Origin of the sequence: Marivirga sp. (assembly GCF_024636815.1) — a bacterium.
In the GTDB taxonomy this organism is placed as follows: Bacteria; Bacteroidota; Bacteroidia; order Cytophagales; family Cyclobacteriaceae; genus Marivirga.
In genome coordinates this window covers 1-23,144 of sequence record NZ_JAGXGF010000145.1, presented here as the reverse complement: position 1 = coordinate 23,144, position 23,144 = coordinate 1, and the positions used below count along the sequence as shown (strand labels likewise).

General features: G+C 33.9%; 21 protein-coding genes. 14 read left to right on the top strand and 7 right to left on the bottom strand.

Going from position 1 to position 23,144, the window contains the following annotated elements; all coding sequences use genetic code 11:
- Positions 1-49: 49 nt before the first annotated feature.
- Positions 50-1,891: a sodium:proton antiporter gene (locus Q0L29_RS10920; RefSeq protein ID WP_296621586.1), complete on the bottom strand. Its 1,842-nt coding sequence runs from the start codon at positions 1,889-1,891 to the stop codon at positions 50-52.
- 469 nt (positions 1,892-2,360) lie between these two features.
- Here Q0L29_RS10920 and Q0L29_RS10915 point away from each other — a divergent pair, with 469 nt between their 5' ends.
- Positions 2,361-2,921, top strand: coding sequence for an NUDIX hydrolase (locus tag Q0L29_RS10915; protein WP_296621585.1), 561 nt, complete (start codon positions 2,361-2,363; stop codon positions 2,919-2,921).
- Positions 2,922-2,929: 8 nt separating this feature from the next.
- Here Q0L29_RS10915 and hisC read toward each other — a convergent pair whose 3' ends face one another.
- The 3 genes from hisC to hisG all read right to left on the bottom strand — a co-directional run bounded on the left by hisC (position 2,930) and on the right by hisG (position 6,394).
- Positions 2,930-3,985 carry a histidinol-phosphate transaminase gene (gene hisC, locus Q0L29_RS10910; RefSeq protein ID WP_296621584.1) on the bottom strand — a complete coding sequence of 352 codons (1,056 nt, stop codon included), beginning with the start codon at positions 3,983-3,985 and terminating at the stop codon, positions 2,930-2,932.
- A 9-nt stretch (positions 3,986-3,994) separates the two neighbouring features.
- Positions 3,995-5,284, bottom strand: coding sequence for a histidinol dehydrogenase (hisD, locus tag Q0L29_RS10905; RefSeq protein WP_296621583.1), 1,290 nt, complete (start codon positions 5,282-5,284; stop codon positions 3,995-3,997).
- Positions 5,285-5,536: 252 nt separating this feature from the next.
- A complete protein-coding gene (gene hisG / locus Q0L29_RS10900; RefSeq protein ID WP_296621582.1) occupies positions 5,537-6,394 on the bottom strand; it encodes an ATP phosphoribosyltransferase in 858 nt (285 codons plus the stop codon).
- A 347-nt stretch (positions 6,395-6,741) separates the two neighbouring features.
- Here hisG and Q0L29_RS10895 point away from each other — a divergent pair, with 347 nt between their 5' ends.
- Complete coding sequence (locus tag Q0L29_RS10895; RefSeq protein WP_296621581.1) at positions 6,742-7,218, top strand: DUF962 domain-containing protein; 477 nt, start codon at positions 6,742-6,744, stop codon at positions 7,216-7,218.
- Between the two features lie 29 nt (positions 7,219-7,247).
- On the opposite strand, the gene Q0L29_RS10890 is transcribed toward Q0L29_RS10895, so the two are convergent.
- Complete coding sequence (locus Q0L29_RS10890) at positions 7,248-7,832, bottom strand: YigZ family protein (RefSeq protein ID WP_296621580.1); 585 nt, start codon at positions 7,830-7,832, stop codon at positions 7,248-7,250.
- Positions 7,833-8,063: 231 nt separating this feature from the next.
- On the opposite strand from Q0L29_RS10890, the gene Q0L29_RS10885 reads away from it, so the two are divergent.
- The 3 genes from Q0L29_RS10885 to Q0L29_RS10875 are packed head-to-tail and all read left to right on the top strand — an operon-like array spanning position 8,064 to position 10,625.
- Positions 8,064-9,290, top strand: coding sequence for a hypothetical protein (locus Q0L29_RS10885; protein WP_296621579.1), 1,227 nt, complete (start codon positions 8,064-8,066; stop codon positions 9,288-9,290).
- On the top strand, positions 9,280-10,146 hold the full coding sequence (locus tag Q0L29_RS10880; protein WP_296621578.1) for a glycosyltransferase: 867 nt from the start codon (positions 9,280-9,282) through the stop codon (positions 10,144-10,146). Before Q0L29_RS10885 ends, Q0L29_RS10880 begins: the two co-directional genes overlap by 11 nt.
- Positions 10,143-10,625, top strand: coding sequence for a low molecular weight protein-tyrosine-phosphatase (locus tag Q0L29_RS10875; RefSeq protein ID WP_296621577.1), 483 nt, complete (start codon positions 10,143-10,145; stop codon positions 10,623-10,625). The genes Q0L29_RS10880 and Q0L29_RS10875 overlap by 4 nt, the downstream gene beginning before the upstream one ends.
- 80 nt (positions 10,626-10,705) lie before the next feature.
- On the opposite strand, the gene Q0L29_RS10870 is transcribed toward Q0L29_RS10875, so the two are convergent.
- Positions 10,706-13,444: a putative LPS assembly protein LptD gene (locus Q0L29_RS10870; protein WP_296621576.1), complete on the bottom strand. Its 2,739-nt coding sequence runs from the start codon at positions 13,442-13,444 to the stop codon at positions 10,706-10,708.
- Positions 13,445-13,502: 58 nt separating this feature from the next.
- On the opposite strand from Q0L29_RS10870, the gene Q0L29_RS10865 reads away from it, so the two are divergent.
- The 5 genes from Q0L29_RS10865 (at position 13,503) to Q0L29_RS10845 (ending at position 18,285) form a co-directional block, all read left to right on the top strand.
- Positions 13,503-14,249 carry an N-acetylmuramoyl-L-alanine amidase gene (locus tag Q0L29_RS10865; protein WP_296621600.1) on the top strand — a complete coding sequence of 249 codons (747 nt, stop codon included), beginning with the start codon at positions 13,503-13,505 and terminating at the stop codon, positions 14,247-14,249.
- Between the two features lie 12 nt (positions 14,250-14,261).
- Complete coding sequence (locus Q0L29_RS10860; RefSeq protein WP_296621575.1) at positions 14,262-15,203, top strand: MlaD family protein; 942 nt, start codon at positions 14,262-14,264, stop codon at positions 15,201-15,203.
- 44 nt (positions 15,204-15,247) lie between these two features.
- Complete coding sequence (locus Q0L29_RS10855) at positions 15,248-16,876, top strand: acyl-CoA carboxylase subunit beta (RefSeq protein WP_296621574.1); 1,629 nt, start codon at positions 15,248-15,250, stop codon at positions 16,874-16,876.
- Positions 16,877-16,887: 11 nt separating this feature from the next.
- Positions 16,888-17,754, top strand: a complete 867-nt coding sequence (locus Q0L29_RS10850; RefSeq protein ID WP_296621573.1) for a transglutaminase-like domain-containing protein — start codon at positions 16,888-16,890, stop codon at positions 17,752-17,754.
- A 96-nt stretch (positions 17,755-17,850) separates the two neighbouring features.
- Complete coding sequence (locus Q0L29_RS10845; RefSeq protein ID WP_296621572.1) at positions 17,851-18,285, top strand: DUF3997 domain-containing protein; 435 nt, start codon at positions 17,851-17,853, stop codon at positions 18,283-18,285.
- A 138-nt stretch (positions 18,286-18,423) separates the two neighbouring features.
- Here the strand turns inward: Q0L29_RS10845 and Q0L29_RS10840 are convergent, their stop codons facing one another.
- Positions 18,424-19,059 carry a 4'-phosphopantetheinyl transferase superfamily protein gene (locus Q0L29_RS10840; RefSeq protein WP_296621571.1) on the bottom strand — a complete coding sequence of 212 codons (636 nt, stop codon included), beginning with the start codon at positions 19,057-19,059 and terminating at the stop codon, positions 18,424-18,426.
- A 16-nt stretch (positions 19,060-19,075) separates the two neighbouring features.
- Between Q0L29_RS10840 and Q0L29_RS10835 the strand changes: the two genes are divergently transcribed.
- The 4 genes from Q0L29_RS10835 to hutU form a co-directional block, all read left to right on the top strand.
- On the top strand, positions 19,076-19,999 hold the full coding sequence (locus Q0L29_RS10835) for a WD40 repeat domain-containing protein (protein WP_296621570.1): 924 nt from the start codon (positions 19,076-19,078) through the stop codon (positions 19,997-19,999).
- A 97-nt stretch (positions 20,000-20,096) separates the two neighbouring features.
- On the top strand, positions 20,097-20,849 hold the full coding sequence (locus Q0L29_RS10830) for a DivIVA domain-containing protein (protein WP_296621569.1): 753 nt from the start codon (positions 20,097-20,099) through the stop codon (positions 20,847-20,849).
- Positions 20,850-20,868: 19 nt separating this feature from the next.
- Positions 20,869-21,234 carry a dihydroneopterin aldolase gene (gene folB / locus Q0L29_RS10825; protein WP_296621568.1) on the top strand — a complete coding sequence of 122 codons (366 nt, stop codon included), beginning with the start codon at positions 20,869-20,871 and terminating at the stop codon, positions 21,232-21,234.
- A gap of 446 nt (positions 21,235-21,680) precedes the next feature.
- Positions 21,681-23,144: urocanate hydratase (gene hutU, locus Q0L29_RS10820; protein ID WP_296621567.1), on the top strand; the 1,464-nt coding region annotated here is incomplete at its 3' end.

Below are 23,144 nucleotides of genomic sequence, written 5' to 3'. Positions count from 1 at the left end.
ATATTTTCAGAAAAATTTAATATTATTTAGAAAAGAGTCAGGAATTATATTAATCGGCATCATTATTATTGCTTGCCATATTATAATTTTTATTTTTTAAGAAAATTAGCCGGTCATCTTTTCCCACTTCTTCAGGATAGCCTGAAATGATTTGAAGTTTCTTTTCAGAAGTAATTATGAAAAGTGGAATAATGGTTTTACCCTTTTCCTCTAGAAACTCCTCATATTCAGACTCTCCATAAAATTTCACTTCTGATATTTCGCTGTTTTGTCTGATTAAATGATTAAGGCTTAAATAATCCAACCTGGATTTAAATAATACATTTTTGGGCAAAGGCAAATTCTCATTATCTGCTTCCTCTTTACTTACAATTCTGTAAGTATTCTCCATTCCTAATTCACTGTCGAACCAACTCAATGCGAGAGAATTAATACCAGAATTACTGGTCACAGCCATCATCTTTCCGATTTGTGATAAATCAACCTCTTCAAATATTTCTTCCGACAGTATATTTCCTTCATATACTTGCAAATTGAGTTTTCTTGCTTCATTCACATTATGCTTTGCTGTATCAGCTAATAATACATAAAAGCCTTCTTTTTTAAGAAATAGAGCCAATTTTTTTGCGATTTCATTCGCCCCTACAAATAATACTCCTTGTGGTTCCTTTCGTAATACGCCTAACCATTTCCCAACATATTTTGCGCTTGTTCCTTGAATAATTACAGTACCAATTATCACTAAGAAAACAAGGGGTAAAAGCAATTCAGCTTCTGATTTTAAAGCTTCGCTAGTAGTATCAGAACTTAGCAGGTCAAGTGAGAATAGTGAAGCTACTGCTGCTGCAACAATACCTCTTGGACCAATCCATGCAATAAATAATTTTTCTTGCCAGCGAAGTGTAGAACCTATAGAGCTAAGCCAAACTCCTAATGGTCTCAATATTAAAATCACTACGGCAAATAAAACTAAACTACGGGTTCCTAATTGTTCAATTTGCACAATATCGATTCTACTTGAAAGTAGAATAAATAGAAGCGTAACTAAAATGAGACTGATATCTTCTTTGAAGGAAAGTATTTTTTTGAAATCATCTAATTTCAAATTGGCTAATACTATTCCCATTATGGTGGTGGCCAATAATCCTGCTTCTTTTTGTAATAAATCAGAAACTGAAAATACTAATATTACAGTACCTAAGGTGATAACATTTCTAAGATAATCAGGAATTTTATTTTTGCTGATAATATACCAAATCAATACTGCACCAAATCCACCTATAAAAAAGCCTACTGAAATGGTTGTAAAGAAATCTTTAAGTGCCTCTATTGTATAGTATTCACCATTAGATGAACTTTTAATGAATTCATAAACTAATACGGCTATTAATGCACCTAATGGATCTATTAAAATACCTTCCCATTTAAGGATTGTATTGACTTTTGCATTTGGTCGAACATTTCTTAAGATTGGTAGTACTACCGTTGGCCCTGAAACAATAATCAAACCGCCAAATAATAAGGCCATTGATAAACTTAAATCAAGAATAACAACTGCGGCAATGGTTCCTCCTATAAAAGTTATGATTACACCAACTATAAGTAAGTTTCTTACTGTACTGGCTACTGTTCTAACTTCTTTTAAATTAAGGGTTAAACCACCTTCAAAAAGTATAACTCCTACTGAAAGCGATACAAATGAAAATAGTAAATCACCTGAAAAGATCTGATCACCATCAATAAGTTTGCTGCCTTCAGGAGTGAAGAAAGTAGAAATTGGTCCCACTAAAAGTCCAATTAAAATTAGAGGAAGAATGGCCGGTTGTTTTATCTTCCATGCTAACCATTGAGCAAATACCCCTAATACTAAAATGCTTGCTAATTCTATCATTTTGTAAGAATTCTGATTAAATCAATTCTAAAAATAAAGATTAATAACTGTATTAATAATTTAAAGTTACTTTAATTTTAGGATCATTAAAGGAGTGAAAATGAAAATAGAAATAATATAATTTAAATTAGATTATTTTGATTTATAAAAAGCAATTAACCTAATTGCTTTTGAGAGATATTAGCTGCGCTTTTTGATTTATTTGAGCTAGGATTATTCTGTCTAAACAAGCATAAATGCATTGTTGTAAAGTACTATAACAATTCAATTAGCTTGAAATTCACAATATTTTTGAATCTATTGTTCAAATATTAATTAGAAAAGAAAATTATTTAGATTTTCTTAAAAAGTTAACGATTCCGGATCTAATTGTTCTATTGATTGATATTATAATCTTTAATATAATTGAGGTATTTGAATATTCTATGCGGATATTGCTAAATAATTCACATAATTTAGTCTTCATTCTATGAATTTCAACAATAAAATGGCAAAAAACCCATGGAAGCTTTTAAATACCAAACTTCAATATGATAATGCTTGGATCAGGGTTGAAGAGGATAATGTAATCAATCCTAGTGGTGGTGATGGGATTTATGGAAGGGTCCATTTTAAAAATATAGCAGTGGGTGTTATTCCTATAGACAAAGACGGAAATACTTGGCTGGTAGGGCAATATAGATATCCTCTCGATGAATATAGCTGGGAAATTCCTGAAGGAGGTTGTCCGGTTGGTGAGCAGGAATTAGATGCCGCCAAAAGAGAATTAAAAGAAGAAACAGGTTTAATAGCTAACCATTGGGAAGAATTTTTAAGAATTCATACAAGCAATTCTGTATCAGATGAAAGGGGAGTCGTTTTTTTAGCAAAAGATTTAATAAAAGGAACAACCCAGTTTGAAGATACAGAAGACCTTAAAATTAAAAAGCTTCCCTTAGAGGAAGCCTTTCAAATGGTATTGGATGGTAAAATAACAGATAGCATTAGCATGGCTGCTCTTCTGAAATTAAAAGTCTTAATAACGAATTGAAATATAGTTTAAGTTGTGATTTGATGAAGAGCTGCAATTAAATTTTCATTCTCTTTTTCAGTTCCTACAGCTATTCTCAAACAATTATCACAGAGTTTAATGTTTGATCTATCACGCACCACAATGCCTTTCTCAATCAGTTTTTGATAGATGGATTTTGCATCATTGATTTTAACTAATATGAAATTTGCATCTGTTGCATAAACTTTTTTCACTCCAGGAATATCTTGTAATTCTTGATTGAGTTTATCTCTTTCAGCTAAAATTTCTTTTACTTGTTTATCAAATGCATCTTTTTTAGTAAGAGAATCAGATACCAGTTTTTGACTTGGTCCGCTGATATTATAAGGTGGTTTTACTTTGTTTAAAATTTTAATTAATTCCGGATTAGCAAAGGACATCCCTAATCTGGCAGAAGCCAATCCCCAGGCTTTACTTAAAGTTTGAAGAATCACTAGATTCGAATGATTTTCTAATGTGTGAATCCATGATTTTTGTGCAGAAAAATCAATATAAGCTTCATCAATAATCACTACCCCATTGAAATTTTCAAGTAAATTCTGAATATCATCTTTTCTAATACTATTTCCTGTAGGATTATTTGGTGAACAAATAAATAACATTTTGCTGTGAGAATTAGCCGCTTCTAAAATAGCATCTACATCAAGTTGGTAGTCCTCGGTTAGTGAAACTTCAATATTTTCCACATTATGAATAGAAGCTGATACTTTATACATTCCATAAGTAGGAGGGCAAGTAATTATATTTGATTCTCCTCCTTTACAGAAAACCCGGAACAATAAATCAATTGCTTCATCACTTCCATTTCCTAAAAATATATTCTTTGTAGAAATTTCTTTTATCTCAGATAATTGATGCTTTATATCTTTTTGCAGAGGATCAGGATAGCGATTCCAGCTTTGTTGTTCCTCATCAAATGGATTTTCGTTAGCATCCAGAAACACTTTGGCATCACCTGAAAATTCATCTCTTGCAGATGAATAGGCTTGCAAACTCAATATATGAGGAAGAACTAAATCCTTCCAATTTAACGTATTGCTCATTTCAGCAAATTATTTATTTTTTAAACTATTCAATCGAACGGTCACCGCATTTTTATGAGCGATTAAAGATTCTGCCTCTGCCATGATTTCTACATGTGGGCCTAAGTTTTGCAATCCTTCAGCTGTAATTTCCTGATAGGTGATATTTTTCACAAAACTGTCTAAGGAAACACCACTATAGGCCCTTGCAGAGCCATTTGTTGGTAAAGTATGATTTGTGCCTGATGCGTAATCGCCAGCTGATTCAGGTGTGTAATAACCTAAGAATACGGAACCTGCATTCTCTATTTGATCGGCAATTTCCCTTGCGTTTTTTGCCAGTAAAATCAAATGTTCAGGTGCATATAAATTGATTAAATCGATACATTCTTTTTCATCCTTAAGGATAATTACAGCGCTATTCTGTAAGCATCTATCTGCTATTTCCCAACGTGGTAATTCACTCAATTGATGATAGATTTCTTTCTGTAATGCTCCCAGCATATCAGTAGAAGTAGTAACAAAAATTACTTGACTATCGACCCCATGTTCCGCCTGAGAAAGTAAGTCAGCTGATATGAAAGCAGGGTCTGCTTTATCATCAGCATAAACTAATACTTCTGAAGGACCAGCAGGCATATCAATCGCTACGGCCTCTAAACTAGCCAGTTGCTTTGCAGCAGTTACATACTGATTACCAGGGCCAAATATTTTGTCCACTTTTGGTATACTTTCAGTTCCATAAGCCAATCCAGCTATTGCTTGAGCACCCCCAACTTTAAAAATTTTGGTTATTCCTGCTACTTCAGCTGCATAAAGAATTGCCGGGTGAATATTTCCTTCTTTATCTGGTGGACTGCATAATACAATCTCTTTGCAGCCTGCTATTTTTGCAGGGATTGCCAGCATTAAGACTGTACTGAAAAGAGGAGCGGTTCCGCCCGGGATGTAAAGCCCAACTTTTGGTATAGCCACTGATTTTCTCTCACAAAGTACGCCAGGCATGGTCTCAATTTTCAGTGGAGCGATTTTTTGGGCTTCATGAAATTTAAAAATATTATCATGGGCAACTTTGATAGCCTCTTTCAATTTATCAGAAACCTTTGAGGAAGCAGATTTAATTTCATCCTGGCTTACTAATAAATTATTTAGTTCAATTCCATCAAATTTTTTAGTGTAAGCTTTTAGAGCGCTGTCACCTTTGCTTTGAACCTCGTCCATAATGGGTTGGACCACCTTTCGAATATTGGAAAGCGATTCTGTAGGTCTTTTTAATAGTTTTTCCCAGTTTTCCCTTTTGGGATATGTATAATCCTTCATAATTTTTTAATCAAGCTTAGCTTACGACACTTTAAAGCCTTCCAGAATTAATATTGTAGCAATTTTAAAATTAGCCATTATGCCCACTATTTGTGAAGAAAACCTGGAAGGCTTCGTTTCTCCATTTTTTTAAATCATTTTTCCCTGCCAATTAAATCTGTCAGGTTTGAATTTAAAATTTCAACAAAAGTTTTTATTAAAAGCTGTACTTTAAAGTTGGAAACCTGACAGGTTTCTTCCACATAAGTATTCTCAAACAATCATTTTCTCTATTGGAGCAACCAATATTCCCTGAGCACCTGCTTCTTTTAACTTTTCTATTACTTCCCAAAACTCATCTTCTTTCACTACTGAGTGTAAAGAACTCCAGCCTTCCATTGCTAACGGTAAAACGGTAGGACTTTTCATCCCTGGTAATAAACTGATGATTTCATCGATAGAATCGTTAGGAGCATTTAATAAAATATACTTATTGTTTTTACCTGCCTGCACAGATTCCATTCTGAACAACAGTTGATTTAAAGTTTTCACTTGATCAGCCGATAAATTTTTTCCTGAAATAAGTACAGCTTCTGATCGCATAATCACATCAGCTTCTTTTAAGCCATTGCTCAATAAAGTGCTTCCAGAACTCACGATATCACAAACGGCATCTGCTAAGCCTATGCTTGGGGCAATTTCAACAGAACCGCTGATTTCATGAATTTCGGCATTTACATTATTCTTTTTTAAATAGTTACCTAAAATTTTAGGGTAGGAGGTAGCAATACTTTTTCCATCCAGTTCTTTGATGTTTTTATAATCCCAATTTCGGTCAACACCAATAGATAATCTACATTTAGAAAAGCCTAATTTTTTTACAAGCTTAACGTCATTATCATATTCAACTAATACGTTTTCACCCACTATTCCTAAATCAGCCACTCCGTCTTCCACATATCCGGGTATATCATCATCTCTTAAAAATAGAAATTCAATTGGAAAATTATCGGCTGAAGCTTTCAATTTACCCTTTCCGTTACTGAATTTTATTCCGCATTCTTTAATTAATTTGAGTGAGTCTTCGCTTAACCGACCTGACTTTTGTATAGCAATTTTTAATGTGTTCATCTTTAATTTTTGAGATTTAAAAATAGTATTTAACTAAGAGATTTTCTAAGGAATTGTTTTATGATTTTCCCTAAAATAAAATAAATGTGCAGATACCTGCTTATGGCGATATAGTGATTTTTTCCTCTTAAAAAGAGGAATGATGGAATACATGAACAGCATGAAATGCCTGAGAAGCATTTTGCTTTGAAAGGATATGTATTGTTTTGTTGTTCATGTAATGCAAATGTAATAAGCTTTTTTTAAATAGCTAGTATTTCTACAAGGGTATTGTGAATTTTTACAAAAAAGTAACCTTGGTATAAAGACTTATTGATTCATAAAATAAAATTATCTATTTTAGAATCATGAGAAGGATAGATGCATTATTAGAAGAATACGGAGCAAGTCATAAAAATGAAACCAACAAAATGGTTCACTGGATTTGTGTACCCTTAATATTTTGGAGTGTGGTGGCACTTTTATACTCTATTCCCAATGATATGTTGACCTATGCATTTGGTGTAGGTTATTTTGATAATTGGGCAGTAGTCGTTTTAGGTATAGTTTTAATTTATTATATCAGTTTATCGATTCCCCTTTCCTTTGGAATGGTGGCTTTTGCCATTTTATGTATTGCTGTAGCTCGCTGGGCAGACCAATTGACTTTTCTGCCTTTGTGGGGAATTGCTTTAATCGTATTCTTCTTGGCTTGGATCGGCCAATTCTGGGGGCATAAAATCGAAGGAAAAAAGCCTTCATTCTTGAAAGATTTACAATTTTTGTTGATTGGGCCAGCTTGGCTGATGCATTTTATTTATAGAAAAATTGGCGTGAAGTATTGAATTCATTCATACTTTTCTTCGGACTGATCTTAATATATTAATCCTTCAATCTTCTTTGCTTCTTCTTCAAATTTCCCTTTAAGTGATTGCTTAATGCCTAAAGTGGCGGTGCAGGTTTCGGTAAATTCTTGATTTTTGATGTCTGCTTCAAATTCGGATATTAGGCGCATTACCTCATTGGTGATTTCATAACCATACTTAATATCATAAATTTCTTCAATAGTTACTTCAATTAGCTTAGAAGCTTCTAATGCTTCAAAAGCAGCTGTTTTATACGCGTTGATTAATCCCGGAACACCCAGTTTTGTACCTCCAAAATATCGAACTACCACAATTAGGACTTCGGTTAAGTTTTTAGATTTAATCTGTCCTAAAATAGGATCGCCTGCAGAATGATTGGGTTCTCCATCATCATTGGCTCTCAGTTTATCTTCTGATAAAAAGTAAGCATAGCAATGGTGGCGGCCATCATGATATTGCTTTTTTACTTCCTCCAATTTTTCTTTTACTTCTTCTTCATCTTTTACTCGAAAAGCCAATCCAATGAATTTACTGCCTTTTTCTTTGTAAAATCCTTCCCCACCTTTAGAAATTGTATAGAAATAGTCCTTCATTTATTCTTATAAGTGTTATAAAGTATTGCTCAAATTAGAGGATTTTGAGCAATTTCAGTTTAAAACTATCATTTATTGCATCATAAAAAGTATTTTTACCTCTATGAGGCAAAACTATCAAATTTCAGAGGAAATCTCTTCTCAATTGATGGAAGAAACATTGGGTTTCCCACTTTTTGCTTTCCATAAGAAATTGATATGCAGCTTACATTTCGAAATCACTAATTTTGAATGCTAAGGTATTGGAATAAATATCATCATAGCATTTGGAGTGGTCTCCTATTAGTAATTCGTACTGGTGCTGGTTTTGGAGCTCAAAAGTTAGTAGCCATTTTTTATGGACCTGCAGGAACTACACTTTTTAGTCATTTTCAAAATCTTGTATCATTGTTTACTCAGCCCATTCAAGATGCCGTTGCCAATGGCTTGATAAATGCTTTTCCCAAGAAATCATTACAAAAGATCCAGGTAGTGGGTGCTGCTATTATTATATTAGCTCTTTTAGCTTTATCAACTGGTCTTGTTTTATTGATTAGCAATCAGTTTAAGCAAAGTTATTTTTCTTTTAGTCTGCAAAATTGGCTGTTGATTATTCCTTCCATATTTCTTTTTTGTTTTGGCTTGATAGTTTCGGCTATATATGTAATTCAAAAGAAACTAAAACTATATTCCATTATTCTTTCGATTCAATGGCTGATATTTATTCTTTCAGTTTTATATTTTGATCTAGAACTTAATCAATTCTTAATTTTCTGGTTATGCTTACAATCACTTTTTTCTATCCTTTTCCTTATTCCAGTTTATTCATATCTAAAATTCAATTTTCAAATTGATAAAAGAGTATTAGACCATTTCAAGCAGTTTCTTATCATGGCTCTAACGATTTGGGTAAGTAGTAAATGGGTTAGTTATTATATTCGTGAATTTTCCATTCAAGAATTTGGCACGATCCAAACTGGATTATGGCAGTCTGTTGTACGGATTTCAGAAGGCTATAGAGGGCTCGTGATTAGCTTTTTATTTTTGACCTTATATCCCATGATTTCTAAGAAATTAGCAAGCTCTAATTTAAACCTTGGTAATTTGAAGAAATATTATTTATCTTATCTGATATTTTCCTTTGTTTTTCTCTTTTTTGTCTATCAGTTTAATGAATTCATTCTAAAGACTTTATATGATGTTCAGTATTTGGAAGCAAGCAATCTTTTTGAATTTCAAATCATAGGAGATATTTTTGCTTTTTTAGCATTTCCTTTTTCAATTTATTTGATTGCTGCAGTTAAAACCAAGACTTATATCATCACCGAATTAATAAGTGCAGTAATATTTGTAACTTTAATTGTTATGAAGTCTGATATAGGGATCGAAATATTGGTTTATGCGCACGTCATTCGATTTATTTGTTATTCAATAATTGTTTCTCTTATTGGTGTAAAAGGTTTAAGAAATGCCCGTTAAAGTTGTAGTAATTTGTTTGTGCTTTAATCATGAAAAATATGTTGAAGAGGCAATGAAGTCTGTTTTGGCCCAAACTTATCCGACTGAATTAATAGTAGTTGATGATGATTCGAATGACAACAGTATCCAAAAAATTACAAGCTTTGTAAAACTTCATTCTGATATTAATATTAAGACTCTTTTTTTTGAGAAAAATGTCGGTAATTGTAAAGCATTTAATTCTGCATTAGAATTAATTAATGCAGATTATATAATTGATTTAGCAGCAGATGATATTTTGTTACCCAATCGGGTAGAGGAAGGAGTGAAAAATATGGAAACCTATAAAGAGGCTGCTGTAAATTTCACTAATGCTAATTATATTGATGAAAAAGGTTTATATATAAAGTCTCATTATGCTGTAAGTAAGAGCGGTAAGTCTTTGAAAGATGTGTCAGAAGGAGAATTGTTTACTCAGATCTTAGAGCGCTACTTTATTTGTCCACCAACTTTAATGTTTAGAGCTTCTTTTCTCAGAAAAGTAGGGGGCTATGATGAAGAATTGGCTTATGAGGATTTTGATGTAATGCTGAGGCTTTCTCGCTTTCATCCATTTACTTATGCCGATAAAATTTTGGTTGAGAAAAGGAAATTATCTAATTCTTTATCAACTAATCAGTATAAAAAAGGAAATAAACAATTGAGTTCAACCTTAAAAATTTGTCTTAAAGCTTTTGAAATGATTGAAAATAAAATGGAGAAAAGAGCTTTGTTAAAGAGATTAATATATGAATCTAAGCAGGCTTTTATCAATAAAAGGTTCTTATTGTTCTCATCATTTATTAGTTTAGGGTTTAAAACCATTTTGCAAAAATGAAGAAAATACTTTTCGTGTGTTTGGGAAACATCTGTCGTTCACCATTGGCAGAAGGATTAATGACCAATAAGATAGTAAAATTAGGTGTAGAGGAACAATTCAAAATTGATTCATGTGGTACTGCAGATTATCATATCGGAGAATTACCTGATGAAAGGACAAGCGAAAATGCAAATAAAAATGGTTTGGAGCTAAAACAAAGAGCAAGACAATTTGAGGCTGCTGATTTCAATAGATTCGACCATATTCTGGTCATGGATAATGCTAATAAAATGAGGATAATTGGTCAAGCTACCTCTGAAGAGCATTTACATAAAGTCCAATTAATGAGAGATTTTGAAACTGATTCAAGTTTGCATGGCACTGACGTTCCCGATCCATACTATGGTGGAAATGAAGGTTTTCAGAATGTATTTAATATCTTGGATAGATGCACTGATAATCTGTTAAACTACCACCTCCAAGCCATCGAAAACTAATTCTTATTTTGTGATTTGTAATTTATACTACTTATTTTATACGGTTTTAATTCGTACATTAAGAAATTCATAATTCGTAATTAATTATCCCACCAGCTTCTTCGTCTGTTTAATTTTAAATCCTGAAGGATAGAAGCTTTTACTCCAATATCTACGCTAAAGGATTGAAATCTACCAAATGGAACCCAGTTTGCATTTATTTGCCAGCAATGTAGGTTTCTGAAAATATTGATAGAGGTTTGTGTAAAGTCTTCTCTCTGGAAATCGTAACCTGAAGTAAACCCAACTTTCCAGTTTTCAGTAAAATTGATGTCACCACTAAAATTCATGGTTTGTTGAATCGTAGCTTCCTCAAAACCTTGTTTGCTCCATCTGATGTTATATCGAACTCTTAAATTCCAAGGAACGTCAAAATCGACATACATATCTGGATTATTAGCAAGTGCTTGAACTTGATCTTCAGAAGCTCCGGCTTGCCTTGCTTGATCTTCTAGACTATTTCTATTTTCATCATCACTCTTTTTTCCTGCAGGATTTAAATTAGTTGATAATGCCACATTAGCAGTCGTTAACCGACCTATTCCTTGACCACCTTCCCATGCATATTGATCTATTTTTCTTTGATATACCTGTTCAGTTCCATCTTTTCTCATGGTAATACTATCCAGAACCATAACGTATGGATCAATTCCTGTTTGAAGGTTGACATCTAATTTTCCATTGAATAGATTAGTTCTGGCATTGATGGAAATTGGAGCAAGTCGAAAAGAATCAGCGATAATATTATAACTTGTAGAAAATGAAAGGTTATCAAATATTTTTACTTTAGTAGGTAAATCAGAAGTGTCATTTTTCTTTTTAATCTTCATTTCTATTGTGTTGGCTAATGATATTCCGATTGTTCCTGATTTACCTCTGCCCGGACTACCATAAACAAAGCCTTCATATTTTGAAAAAATTCGGGTGTTACCCAATGAATCCGTTTGAACTTCTTTATATATACCATATTGCTCATCTCCAAAATCCGGTCTCCAGTTTAAGTTTACGGAGGGTGTCATGATATGACGTACTGCTTTTACTGGTCCATTTTTAGGATAGATAGTACCATAAAGCCGAGTAGTAAAGCCAATTCCTGCACTGTATGAAGATGACCTGCTAAAAGTATTCAGAGTGTCAATCACTACGGTATTCAAGGAGTCGCTGTAACGATGATTAAGTTCTCTTAAGTACCAAACTTCATCATAATTAAAACTAGGACTAGCCGTAATGAATTTCAAAAGATTAAATGATGTTGAAACCGGTATTCTATGACGACCTCCATTATTTGCTCTTTCCAATAAATAAGGAAGGTTCTCTTGACTAAAATCTGCTATACTATCTTTTCGTGCTTCTGGCCCTACTCTGCCGATATTATTTGTTATTCTGTTGGTTGAAGTAAAGTTATAAGAGTAGTTCATCTTTGATAACCAATCTAAGCCTTTTACATTCACAGCCTTAAAAGGATATTGTCTGTTCATGTTTAAAGCAACTTCTGGCAATAGAATATCAATTTCGTTGGTTCTAATATTTTGATTATGTCTTGCACTTATAGCATAATTGAAAGGGGTGCCTTGAATTACATTGGAATAGGATATATTGGAATTGAAATTCGCATTTACCTGTTGTTGATAATTTTGAGTAGGGTTGTTTTGATTAAAGGAAGAAGTACCACCATTTACTGAGGCAGAAAATCGTCCAGTTCCTTTTGATTCAGGGCGGTGTGACCATTGCACCCAAAAATCTCTAGAAATTGCTGAATCTGCCTCTGTTTCACCAACACGTTGTTGATTGAATCGGATACTCAGGTTTCCGTTATAACTATAGCGCTTTTTATAATTAGAAGCTACAGAAACACCATAACTTCCTTTAGAATAAATTTCACCTCGGATGGCCATGTCAGCATATTCATTAATTGCCCAGTAATATCCACCATCTCTTAAGAAGAATCCTCTTCTATTTTCTTCACCATAAGTTGGAAATAGTATTCCAGATGTTTTATTATTAGGCATTGGAAACATCCCGAAAGGAAATAAAAAGGGAGTAGGAAGTTCTGTGATTTCTAAATTAAAAGGTCCGGCTAAAATTTTGTCTCCGGGAATTAGTTTGATTTTATTGGCTGCAATTCCAAAGTGCGGATGTTCTAAATTACAGGTAGTGTATAAAGCATGGTCACTAAACATTTCATCTTTTTCATTCTTTTTTGTCCAATTTGAATGCATAAAAGCCTCACCTTGCTGGGTAACCACTCCTTTAATGATCGCTTTTTTTGTGTCAAAATTATAGACAATTTGATCCGTTTGATAAACTTGGCCTTTATCTGTAAACACAGGTTTGCCCGTTATTTTATCAGTAGTATCTTTTAGCCCGCTGGCATCTAAAATTTTTGTGTTATAGTTTACTTTAATTTTGTCTGCATCTAACTTTATATCACCATAATCCACATGAGCATCTTTATACATAATGATGTCCTGTGTTTTTAAGTTAAAGTTTATAGAGTCCTTGGCATTGTAATTGACAGTGGTTTCTATATCACCTTTCTTTTTAACTTTAACAGAGTCAGTAGATGCTGTTATTTTTGAATCTGCAAGGGTTGAGGAAGTAGAATCAGTAAGGATCTGAGAAGAGTCAGATTTCTGAATTACAGAATCAGCTTCTTGAGCAAAACCGAAAAATGGTGCAACAATTATGAAAATACTTAAAATATACCGCCTCAAATTATTCTGTGGATTTTTCCGATTTGATGTTTTTTTGCAATCTTTGTGTAAAATTATACTTTTCAAATTTAACAACCGAAAGATTGTGAAAAATATTACCATCCTTTTTACACTTACGCTTTTGATGGTCCTTGGCTCATTCACAAATCTTAACAAACCGTCATATAAAGTTGATAAGGTTGTGATAGATGCTGGACATGGTGGCAAAGATAGTGGTACACGAGGCGTAATGTCAAAAGAAAAAGACATAGCTTTGGAAATAGCCTTAGAACTAGGTGAGATTATTAAAGAATATTTACCTGATGTTGAAGTCATTTATACTAGAACTAATGATAATTTTATTGAGCTAGATGAACGCTCGAACATCGCAAACAAAAATGGTGCCGACCTATTTTTATCTATTCATTGCAATGCAGTAGATTATAGTGATAAAGTACACGGCACGGAAACATGGATAATGGGACTTCATAAATCTGAAACGAATCTAAATGTGGCTAAAAGAGAAAATTCAGTAATTTTGATGGAGGAAAATTATGAAGAAAAATATGAGGGTTTTGATCCAAATGATCCGGCTTCACATATTCTTTTCTCTCTATATCAGAATGCATATTTATCAAATAGTTTGAAATTAGCCGAAAAGGTTGAATATCAGTTTGATAAGAGAGTGGGTCGTCATAGTAGAGGTGTTAAACAAGCTGGGTTTGTAGTCCTATTTAAGAGCTCAATGCCTAGTGTACTAATAGAGACTGGCTTCCTTAGTAATCCAAAAGAAGAAAGATATTTGAACGATGAGCTCGGGCAAACGTATATAGCATCTGGAATCTTTCGTGCAGTGAGAGATTATAAAGTCGAAATTGAATCAATGAACTAAAATTATACAACTTTGAAAATAGCTAAAGAAATTAAAGTTGCCTTCTTGGCAATTGTATCAATCGTCATATTTTATTTTGGATTTAACTTTCTTAAGGGGATAGATTTTTTTAATCCTACTAATGAATATTATGCTGTTTATAAAGAAGTAAATGGTTTAACAGCGGCAAATCCTGTGCTTTTAAGTGGATTATCAGTAGGGAGAGTGAGTAAAATTGAAATTCTTCAGGAGCAGGATAATAAATTAAAAGTTTATTTTGAAGTGAGAGAGGATATTACACTAGGTAAAGAGTCTGTTGCTCTTTTAGCTTCTGATATTTTGGGCTCACAAACCATTGTTATTCAAAGAAACAAAGTAACTAACCCTTTGCCGGAAGGAAGTGAGGTCAAAGGAGATATTGAGCCTTCTTTATCTGCTCAAATTCAAGAACAAGCTTATCCTGTTTTGAAAACCGTAGATTCTGTTGGTCAACATTTAAATGCTATTTTAGCTAATATCTCTAAAAACGAAGAAGCAATTCAGAATATAATGTTGAATATAGAGATAACTACCAAAAATTTAGCGAAAATCTCTGAAAAGCAAGCGACCATTAATGCTGTAATTGATGATTTTGAAAAAATATCATCCACCTTAGCAGATGAAAAAAATGGTCTAAAAGCGCTTCTTCAGAAAACAAATGGAATTGCTGATTCAGTGAACGCATTAGAGTTAGCTAAAGTAGTCAATAGACTGGATACTACCTTAATTACCATCAATAATACTGTTGCAGCTATGCAAAATGGAGAAGGAACTGTGGATAAACTTTTAAATGATGATTCTTTATATTTGAATTTGAATCAAACCTTAGTTGATTTGGATGCTTTGCTAATTGATATGAAAGATCAGCCTAAAAAATATGTACATTTCTCTTTATTCGGAAGAAAGGATAAGGATAGGGACAAGGATAAGAAATAACGGAAACACTCAATTAATTATTAAATATACCAGGAAACGACTCAATGGATATCGCATTTAATAAAAACGAAGATCTCAACAAACAAGAGGTAGATAAACTAAAACACAAACTAGAAAAAGTATATTTAGGAGGAGGAGAAAAAAAAATAGCCTCTCAGCACGATAAAGGAAAATTAACCGCTAGAGAACGCATCGATTATTTACTAGATGACGATTCTGAATTCCTTGAAATAGGTGCTTTTGCTGCTGATGGCATGTATGAAGATGTTGGTGGTTGTCCCTCTGCTGGAGTTGTAACAGGAATCGGATATGTGGAAGGAAGACAAGTTGTTGTAGTAGCAAATGATGCTACTGTGAAAGCTGGTGCATGGTTCCCTATGACTGCCAAAAAGAACTTAAGAGCACAGGAAGTGGCAATGGAAAATCGTTTACCTGTTATTTACTTAGTAGATAGTGCAGGAGTTTTCTTACCTATGCAAAATGAAATTTTCCCTGATAAAGAACACTTCGGGAGACAATTTAGAAATAATGCTAAAATGTCCTCTATGGGGATTATTCAAGTAGCTGCTATTATGGGCAGTTGCGTGGCTGGTGGAGCTTATTTACCTATTATGGCAGATGAGGCTATGATAGTGAATAAAACAGGTTCTATATTTTTAGCCGGTTCTTATTTGGTAAAAGCTGCAATTGGAGAAAGTATTGATAATGAAACACTTGGCGGAGCAAGCACTCATTGCGAAATTTCTGGTGTGACTGATAATAAGCATGAAACGGATAAGGATTGTCTGAACGATATTCGAAGAATATTCAATAAAATAGGGAGTTTCGAAAAAGCAGGATTTAGTAGAGAAGAACCTGCAGTTCCGGCAAAAGATGAAAAAGAAATATACGGCATACTTCCTAATGATAGAGTAAAACCTTACGATACTAAAGATATCATTGAAAGATTAGTCGATAAGTCAGAATTTGACGAATATAAAGCCCTTTACGGAAAATCCATTATCTGCGGAACCGCTAGAATTGACGGTTGGGCAGTAGGGATTGTAGCCAACCAAAGAAAGGTGGTGAAAACCAAAAAAGGTGAAATGCAGATGGGAGGAGTAATTTACTCTGATTCTGCTGATAAAGCTGCTCGTTTTATCATGAATTGCAATCAACGCAAAATTCCTTTGGTATTCTTGCAAGATGTAAGTGGATTTATGATTGGGAGTAAATCTGAACATGGAGGCATTATTAAAGACGGTGCTAAAATGGTGAATGCCATGGCAAATTCTGTTGTGCCGAAATTTACTATTGTTATCGGTAATTCCTATGGAGCAGGTAATTATGCCATGTGTGGTAAAGCTTACGATCCACGATTAATTTATGCCTGGCCAACAGCACAAATTGCGGTAATGAGTGGAGCGGCAGCTGCTAAAACTTTATTACAAATAAAAGTTGCTACCTTGAAAGCAAAAGGAGAAAAAATATCTGAGGAAGATCAGGAAAAAATGTTGAAAGACATTACTGATAAATACAATGAAGAGCTTTCTCCCTACTATGCGGCTTCAAGATTATGGGTAGATGGAATAATCGATCCTTTGGAGACTCGTAAAGTGATTTCGATGGGAATAGAGGCGGCAGATCATGCTCCTATTGAAAAACCATTTAATGTAGGCGTAATTCAAACCTAAATCAGGGTATATTGGAATTAGACAAAAATGAATTTAAGGCATTAGTTTCCCTTTTGGAAGATGAAGATGAAGAAGTAAATCGTCATGTAGAAGGGAAAATAATGTCTTTAGGTAGTGATGTAATCCCATTTCTGGAAGAACAATGGGAAAAAAGCTTTGATCCTAATATTCAGAGGAAAATTGAGGATATGATTCATACGCTTCAGTTTACCCAACTAAAGGAGCGTTTTAGAGGATGGAAAGAAAAAGGTGGAGAAAGCTTATTAGAAGGCATGTGGCTGATTTCTCTATATCAATATCCTGATACAGAGCTCAATGAATTAAATAAGGAAATAGACCAGATTTACTATGATATTTGGGTGGAGTTACAGGAAGATTTACATCCTTACGACCAAATCAAAATTATTAATGGAGCACTTTTTACTAAATTAAAATTTAGGGCTAATACCAAGAACTTCCATTCACCCAATAATTCATTTTTAAAATCGGTCTTAGAAAGCAAAAAGGGAAATCCCATTTCGTTATCTGTGGTTTATATGTTGGTAGCTGAAAAACTTGGTTTACCTATCTACGGAGTTAATTTGCCTAATTTGTTTATTATCACTTATAAAAGTGAGGAGATTCAGTTTTATGTCAATGCTTTTAATAGAGGATTGATTTTCTCTAAAAAAGATATTGACAACTATTTGTCCAATTTGAATCTAACTCCCAAACCAATTTATTATGAACCATGCTCCAATGAAGACATCATTAAAAGAGTGTTGCGAAATTTAATAATGGCATTCGAAAAACTAGGAGAACACCATAGATCAGAAGAGGTAAAAGAATTGTTGGTCGAAGTCTCTGGTGGGATTGATTTTGACGCTTTAGGGTTGTAGGTAAAGCTCAAACTGAATAAAGTAATTTTAACATAACTCTTGGTTACGGTTAAATTTATTTAGCTAGTAATAGTACGTATTTTACCTTCAAATTACATGGTGTATATTTATAAGTTAAGAGTAATTTTAATTGTTTTAATTTGCACATTGGGAATTTCAGGTTGTTTTGGAATTTTTGACAGTGGGTCCGATACTATTACTGATAATTATATTCTTTCATGGATTGATCTTCAAGAATCACAAGTGATTCGAAAAACGTCAAAAGAATGCCCGACAGGTTGTGAAGCAATGACTCCTCCTTACATTTTTTCTGTTGGATTTAATGATGAATTTATCGTTGCAAAACAGCATCCAACGGCAGGGTTCGAAGAAGGCTACAAAATAGACAGTTCAATCACGAATTTTTTTATTATTAAATTAAGTAATGACGAAGTAATTGGGCCATTAAATAAACTGCAGTTTGATAGCACAAAGAGTCATTTATCCATAGAGGACATTAATTTCACTATGAATTATCCTGAATATTATTAATATTAGGTACTTACTTTTCCTGAGTGTAAACATAGCTCCTCCACAATTTATGATTTAGAAAACCTATCTTTTAGAGAAATAATAATATTTTACCTTTGCGGAAACTTTGTGTTTAAACATCTTCGCGGAAATATTTTATCAAGTCACATTCAAACAAATAAAATATTCCTCCAACTCATAAAAAGCCAATTGATAGCTTTGATGAAATCCTTCTTTTTGAATAGTACCCGTCATAAGCGTCCAGTCCTTATTCTCTGGTTTAACGCTCAAATGATCTCTAAAATCCAATTCCCTTTTCATAAAAAGTTTGTATAGAACTTCTTTTGCAGACCAGACTTTAGAAAAATAAACGAGATTTTCTTGGCAATAGGCCATTTCTTCCTCGGTATAAAGCCTGGGTGCAACTATAGCCATTTTGGCTTTAGGTTTTTCAATATCTATGCCTACATCCATTTGATAACCAATGGTCAAAGCTATACAATTTTCTGTATGAGAAAGAGAGATATCATATTCTGAATTGGGAATTTGTGGTTTACCATATTCATTTCTAAAAATAGGTTGGTCAGAAATTTTCAACTCATGCAAAACAGTTTTACAAAGCATTCTTCCCGCCATGAATTCCAATTTCTTTTCAGGATGTGTTGTTTCTGCTAATATATTTTCATCTATTGCACTGAGCTGGACATTTTTGAGGTAAAAATCTAAATCCTCTTCGATTTTCCAAACAGCCAGATGAATATTCTCGTTGATTTGCTTAATAAATTCTAATGCCATCGTTTAACTTTACAGTATGCCTAAAATTAATGTAGAAAAAATTCAAAGCCTAACAGGACACAAAGATTGCTTATATGTAGTGGAACCTGCAAGTGAAAGTCATTTGTTTTTTTCTGCTGGTGGAGATGGAATGGTGGCGCTTTGGGATTTGAAAGATCCTGAATTGGGGACTATGGTGGCTAAGGTGCAAAATTCTGTTTATGCTCTACATTTTTTGAAAGAAAATAATAGATTGATAGTCGGGCATAATTATGAAGGCATACATCTGGTGGACGTGGAAGAAAAACAGGAGTTGAAGTCCGCTAAAATTACGGATGGAGCTATTTTTGATATTAAAGTTGTAGGAAATATCATTTTAACGGCTTGTGCAGACGGTCAATTGGTTTTATCTGATTTGAATAATTTGAGTACGATTGCTAAATTACAATTGAGTGATAAAAGTGCAAGAACCATAGCAGTTCATCCGAATATGGAGGAAATAGCTATTGGGTTTAGTGATAATACTATAAAGATAATTTCAACTTCCGATTGGCGTTTAAAAAAAGAGATAAAAGCTCATGATAATTCAGTATTTACACTGCAATATTCATTTGATGGAAATCTTTTGTTAAGTTCAGGTAGAGATGCACATTTGAAAATTTGGGATGTTAAAAGTGATTATATTTTGCTGGAAACTATAGTGGCACATATGTATGCCATCAATAACATAAGTTTCAGACCAGACGGAAAGTATTTTGCAACTTGCAGTATGGATAAGAGTATAAAAATTTGGGATGCAAAAACTTTTAGGTTGTTGAAAGTCATTGATAAAGCCCGACATGCAGGTCATGCCACTTCTGTAAACAAATTACTTTGGATGGATTATGAAGATCGATTGGTAAGTGCAAGTGATGACCATACTATATCAATTTGGGACATACAAATGCATAATAAAAAATAAGGCTGTATATTTATATCTTGAAAAAGTGAAATACTTTGCTTAGCATTAAGACATTTCCTGGTCAGATGCGTTATATAATTAATCAATTTACGATAAAATGAAAATTACTCCTTTAGAAATACGACAAAAAGAATTTGAAAAAGGCTTTAGAGGCTACGATAAAGATGATGTCAAAGCATTTTTAGCTTCCCTTTCTCATGAATGGGAGCGGGAAATGGATATGCAAAAGGAGATGAAATTGAAACTGGAAACTGCTGAAAAGGAAGTAGAAAAGCTTCGTCAGGTGGAAAGTTCTCTTTATAAAACCTTAAAAACTGCAGAAGATACGGGTGCCAATGTAATTACACAGGCTAATAGATCTGCCGAGTTGCATTTGAAAGAAACACAAATGAAGGCTGATAAATTATTATCTGATGCTCAGCAGAGAGCCAAGGATATAGTGGAAGACGCCAATCATAAAGCTCAAACTATCCTCGAAGAAATGGAGGATGAATTGAAAGAAGTGGCAGATGGGTTTAAGCAATTAGAAAATCACAAAGATAATGTGGCTGAGGAACTTAAAAATTTAAGTACAGGCTTAAATGATAAAGTGAAGAAAATTGAAGACCGCATGCAACATGTGGATATTGAAACTCACCTTAAAAGAGCCAGAAAAGCAGTAAAGAAAATCCAAAATGCTGATGGATACGAATTGGAGGAGCTTAAATCCAAACCAATACCAGATGAGGAAGTAAAGGCCCCAGCTGCTGAAACACCAACTAAAAAGGAAGAGCCTGCTAAGGAGAAAAAGAATAAAAAACAAGATGGTGGAGAAGACACTTCCTTCTTTGATGAAATTACAGCAGACTAAACATTTTCAATAGGTATTTATGAAAGGAAAAGTAGCGTTGTCCGGAATGGCATTTTATGGCTATCATGGCTATTATGTGGAGGAAAATAAACTGGGTAATCATTATACAGTTGATTTGGTGGTGGAAACCGAATTTGAACAGATGGATGATAATCTGGAAAGCACTTTAAATTACGAAAACCTCTACAAAACTACTGAAGAGGTGATGAATAAACCGCTTAAACTACTCGAAACACTAGCTTTTAATATTGGAAAGAAAATCCTAACCGAAAATGAATCAGCCTTAAAAGTATTTGTTCGCGTGAACAAAATGCAACCTCCCATAGGAGCATTGTGTGATAAAGCTTATGTGGAATTAGAGGTGGATAAGGATATTTTGTCTTAATATAGGGTTCAAAATTATATTTTTCAGAAATCTACTGAGTTAGATTAGAACGTCACCCCTGCGGAGGCAGGGGTCTTGTCTTATTGAAACGAAGTTTCAATAACCTTAAGGAGCTTTATCCTTCTCTGTTTATTTGTTTGATAGCCCACTAACCATCTGCAAAACAGCAATTTCTATTTTAACCTTTGGTTAAAATGTTTAGATCCCTTTCTTCAAAGGGATGACGCACAGAAGATTTTTTTCAATAAACATAGAGTGTGTCACTTTTCTAAGAAAGATATGTTTTGATTTAATCCAGCATATTGATAAGATAGTGAAACCACTCTTTAACATAGAAAATCAAACTCATCCCAACGATTAAAATTAAATACATTCAATTCTAATTTGCCTTTTTGTTGAATTTACTGCTATTTCACATTCAGAAAGATTGAACAGAACTATTAGCTATGGAAACGACAAAGAAATATAATCCGGAAACTTATAAAACCCCAACAGGAAGTCAACTTAACTGTAAAGGCTGGGTGCAAGAAGCTGCATTACGCATGCTTTTGAATAATTTGGATCCTGAAGTAGCAGAAAAGCCAGAGGAGTTAATTGTATATGGAGGTAGAGGTAAGGCTGCCAGGAATTTTGAAGCGCTTGATTTGATCATTAAAGCCCTGAAAGATTTAGAGGAGGATGAGACTTTGATCGTCCAATCCGGTAAGCCCGTTGGGATTTTGCAAACTCATAAAGATGCGCCTAAGGTTTTGATTTCTAATTCTCAACTCGTGCCCAATTGGGCAAACTGGAAGCATTTTGACGAACTGGAGAAGAAAGGCTTGATGATGTATGGTCAGATGACAGCAGGAAGCTGGATATATATTGGTTCTCAAGGGATAGTTCAAGGTACTTATGAAACTTTCTCCGCCATAGCCAATAAGGATTTCAATGGTAGTTTGAAAGGAACGATGACTGTTACAGCTGGACTAGGCGGTATGGGAGGCGCTCAACCATTAGCAGTTACCATGAATGATGGTGTTTGTTTGGTTGCCGAAGTAGAACAATGGAGGATTGATAAAAGAATCAAAACCAAATATTTGGATGAATCCATAGAAGATATGGATGCTGCCATTGATAGAGCTCTGGAAGCTAAAAAGAATCAAGAAAGAGTTTCTATTGGAGTTCCTTGCAATGCGGTACATTTATTAGAAAGACTGAAGGAAAGAAATGTTATTCCGGATGTTTTAACCGATCAAACATCTGCTCATGACCCATTGATAGGTTATGTGCCTCATCAAATTAGCTTAGAAGAATCTAATGTGTTACGGGAACAAGATCCTGACAAATATGTAGAGCTTTCTTATGAATCTATGTACCGACACGTAGAACTGATGTTGGAATTGCAAAAATCAGGAGCAATCACTTTTGATTATGGAAACAACATTCGAGCAAGAGCTCAGGAGAAAGGATTGAAAAATGCTTTTGATTTTCCAGGCTTTGTTCCGGCTTACATTCGTCCGCTTTTCTGTGAAGGTAAAGGCCCTTTTAGATGGGCTGCACTTTCTGGTGATCCAGCTGATATAGCCGAAACTGATAGAGTGATAAAAGAATTATTTCCAGAAAATGAATCTTTAATGCGTTGGATGGATATGGCGCAAGAAAGAATTGCTTTTCAAGGTCTACCATCTCGAATTTGTTGGCTAGGACAGGGAGAAAGAGAAAAGGCTGGATTGGCATTTAATAAATTAGTGAAAGAAGGAAAAGTGAAGGCGCCAATCGTGATAGGACGTGATCATTTAGATACTGGTTCTGTAGCTTCGCCCAATAGAGAGACTGAAGCGATGTTGGATGGTTCGGATGCTGTAGCGGACTGGCCGCTATTAAATGCCTTAGTGAATACCGCAGGCGGTGCTAGCTGGGTTTCATTG

What these genes read in the sequence shown, in the direction of transcription:
- Q0L29_RS10920 (WP_296621586.1), bottom strand. Translation starts at nt 1,891, where the DNA reads ATGATAGAATTAGCAAGCATTTTAGTATTAGGGGTATTTGCTCAATGG.
- Q0L29_RS10915 (WP_296621585.1), top strand. Translation starts at nt 2,361, where the DNA reads ATGAATTTCAACAATAAAATGGCAAAAAACCCATGGAAGCTTTTAAAT.
- hisC (WP_296621584.1), bottom strand. Translation starts at nt 3,985, where the DNA reads ATGAGCAATACGTTAAATTGGAAGGATTTAGTTCTTCCTCATATATTG.
- hisD (WP_296621583.1), bottom strand. Translation starts at nt 5,284, where the DNA reads ATGAAGGATTATACATATCCCAAAAGGGAAAACTGGGAAAAACTATTA.
- hisG (WP_296621582.1), bottom strand. Translation starts at nt 6,394, where the DNA reads ATGAACACATTAAAAATTGCTATACAAAAGTCAGGTCGGTTAAGCGAA.
- Q0L29_RS10895 (WP_296621581.1), top strand. Translation starts at nt 6,742, where the DNA reads ATGAGAAGGATAGATGCATTATTAGAAGAATACGGAGCAAGTCATAAA.
- Q0L29_RS10890 (WP_296621580.1), bottom strand. Translation starts at nt 7,832, where the DNA reads ATGAAGGACTATTTCTATACAATTTCTAAAGGTGGGGAAGGATTTTAC.
- Q0L29_RS10885 (WP_296621579.1), top strand. Translation starts at nt 8,064, where the DNA reads ATGCTAAGGTATTGGAATAAATATCATCATAGCATTTGGAGTGGTCTC.
- Q0L29_RS10880 (WP_296621578.1), top strand. Translation starts at nt 9,280, where the DNA reads ATGCCCGTTAAAGTTGTAGTAATTTGTTTGTGCTTTAATCATGAAAAA.
- Q0L29_RS10875 (WP_296621577.1), top strand. Translation starts at nt 10,143, where the DNA reads ATGAAGAAAATACTTTTCGTGTGTTTGGGAAACATCTGTCGTTCACCA.
- Q0L29_RS10865 (WP_296621600.1), top strand. Translation starts at nt 13,503, where the DNA reads ATGGTCCTTGGCTCATTCACAAATCTTAACAAACCGTCATATAAAGTT.
- Q0L29_RS10855 (WP_296621574.1), top strand. Translation starts at nt 15,248, where the DNA reads ATGGATATCGCATTTAATAAAAACGAAGATCTCAACAAACAAGAGGTA.
- Q0L29_RS10845 (WP_296621572.1), top strand. Translation starts at nt 17,851, where the DNA reads ATGGTGTATATTTATAAGTTAAGAGTAATTTTAATTGTTTTAATTTGC.
- Q0L29_RS10840 (WP_296621571.1), bottom strand. Translation starts at nt 19,059, where the DNA reads ATGGCATTAGAATTTATTAAGCAAATCAACGAGAATATTCATCTGGCT.
- Q0L29_RS10835 (WP_296621570.1), top strand. Translation starts at nt 19,076, where the DNA reads ATGCCTAAAATTAATGTAGAAAAAATTCAAAGCCTAACAGGACACAAA.
- Q0L29_RS10830 (WP_296621569.1), top strand. Translation starts at nt 20,097, where the DNA reads ATGAAAATTACTCCTTTAGAAATACGACAAAAAGAATTTGAAAAAGGC.
- folB (WP_296621568.1), top strand. Translation starts at nt 20,869, where the DNA reads ATGAAAGGAAAAGTAGCGTTGTCCGGAATGGCATTTTATGGCTATCAT.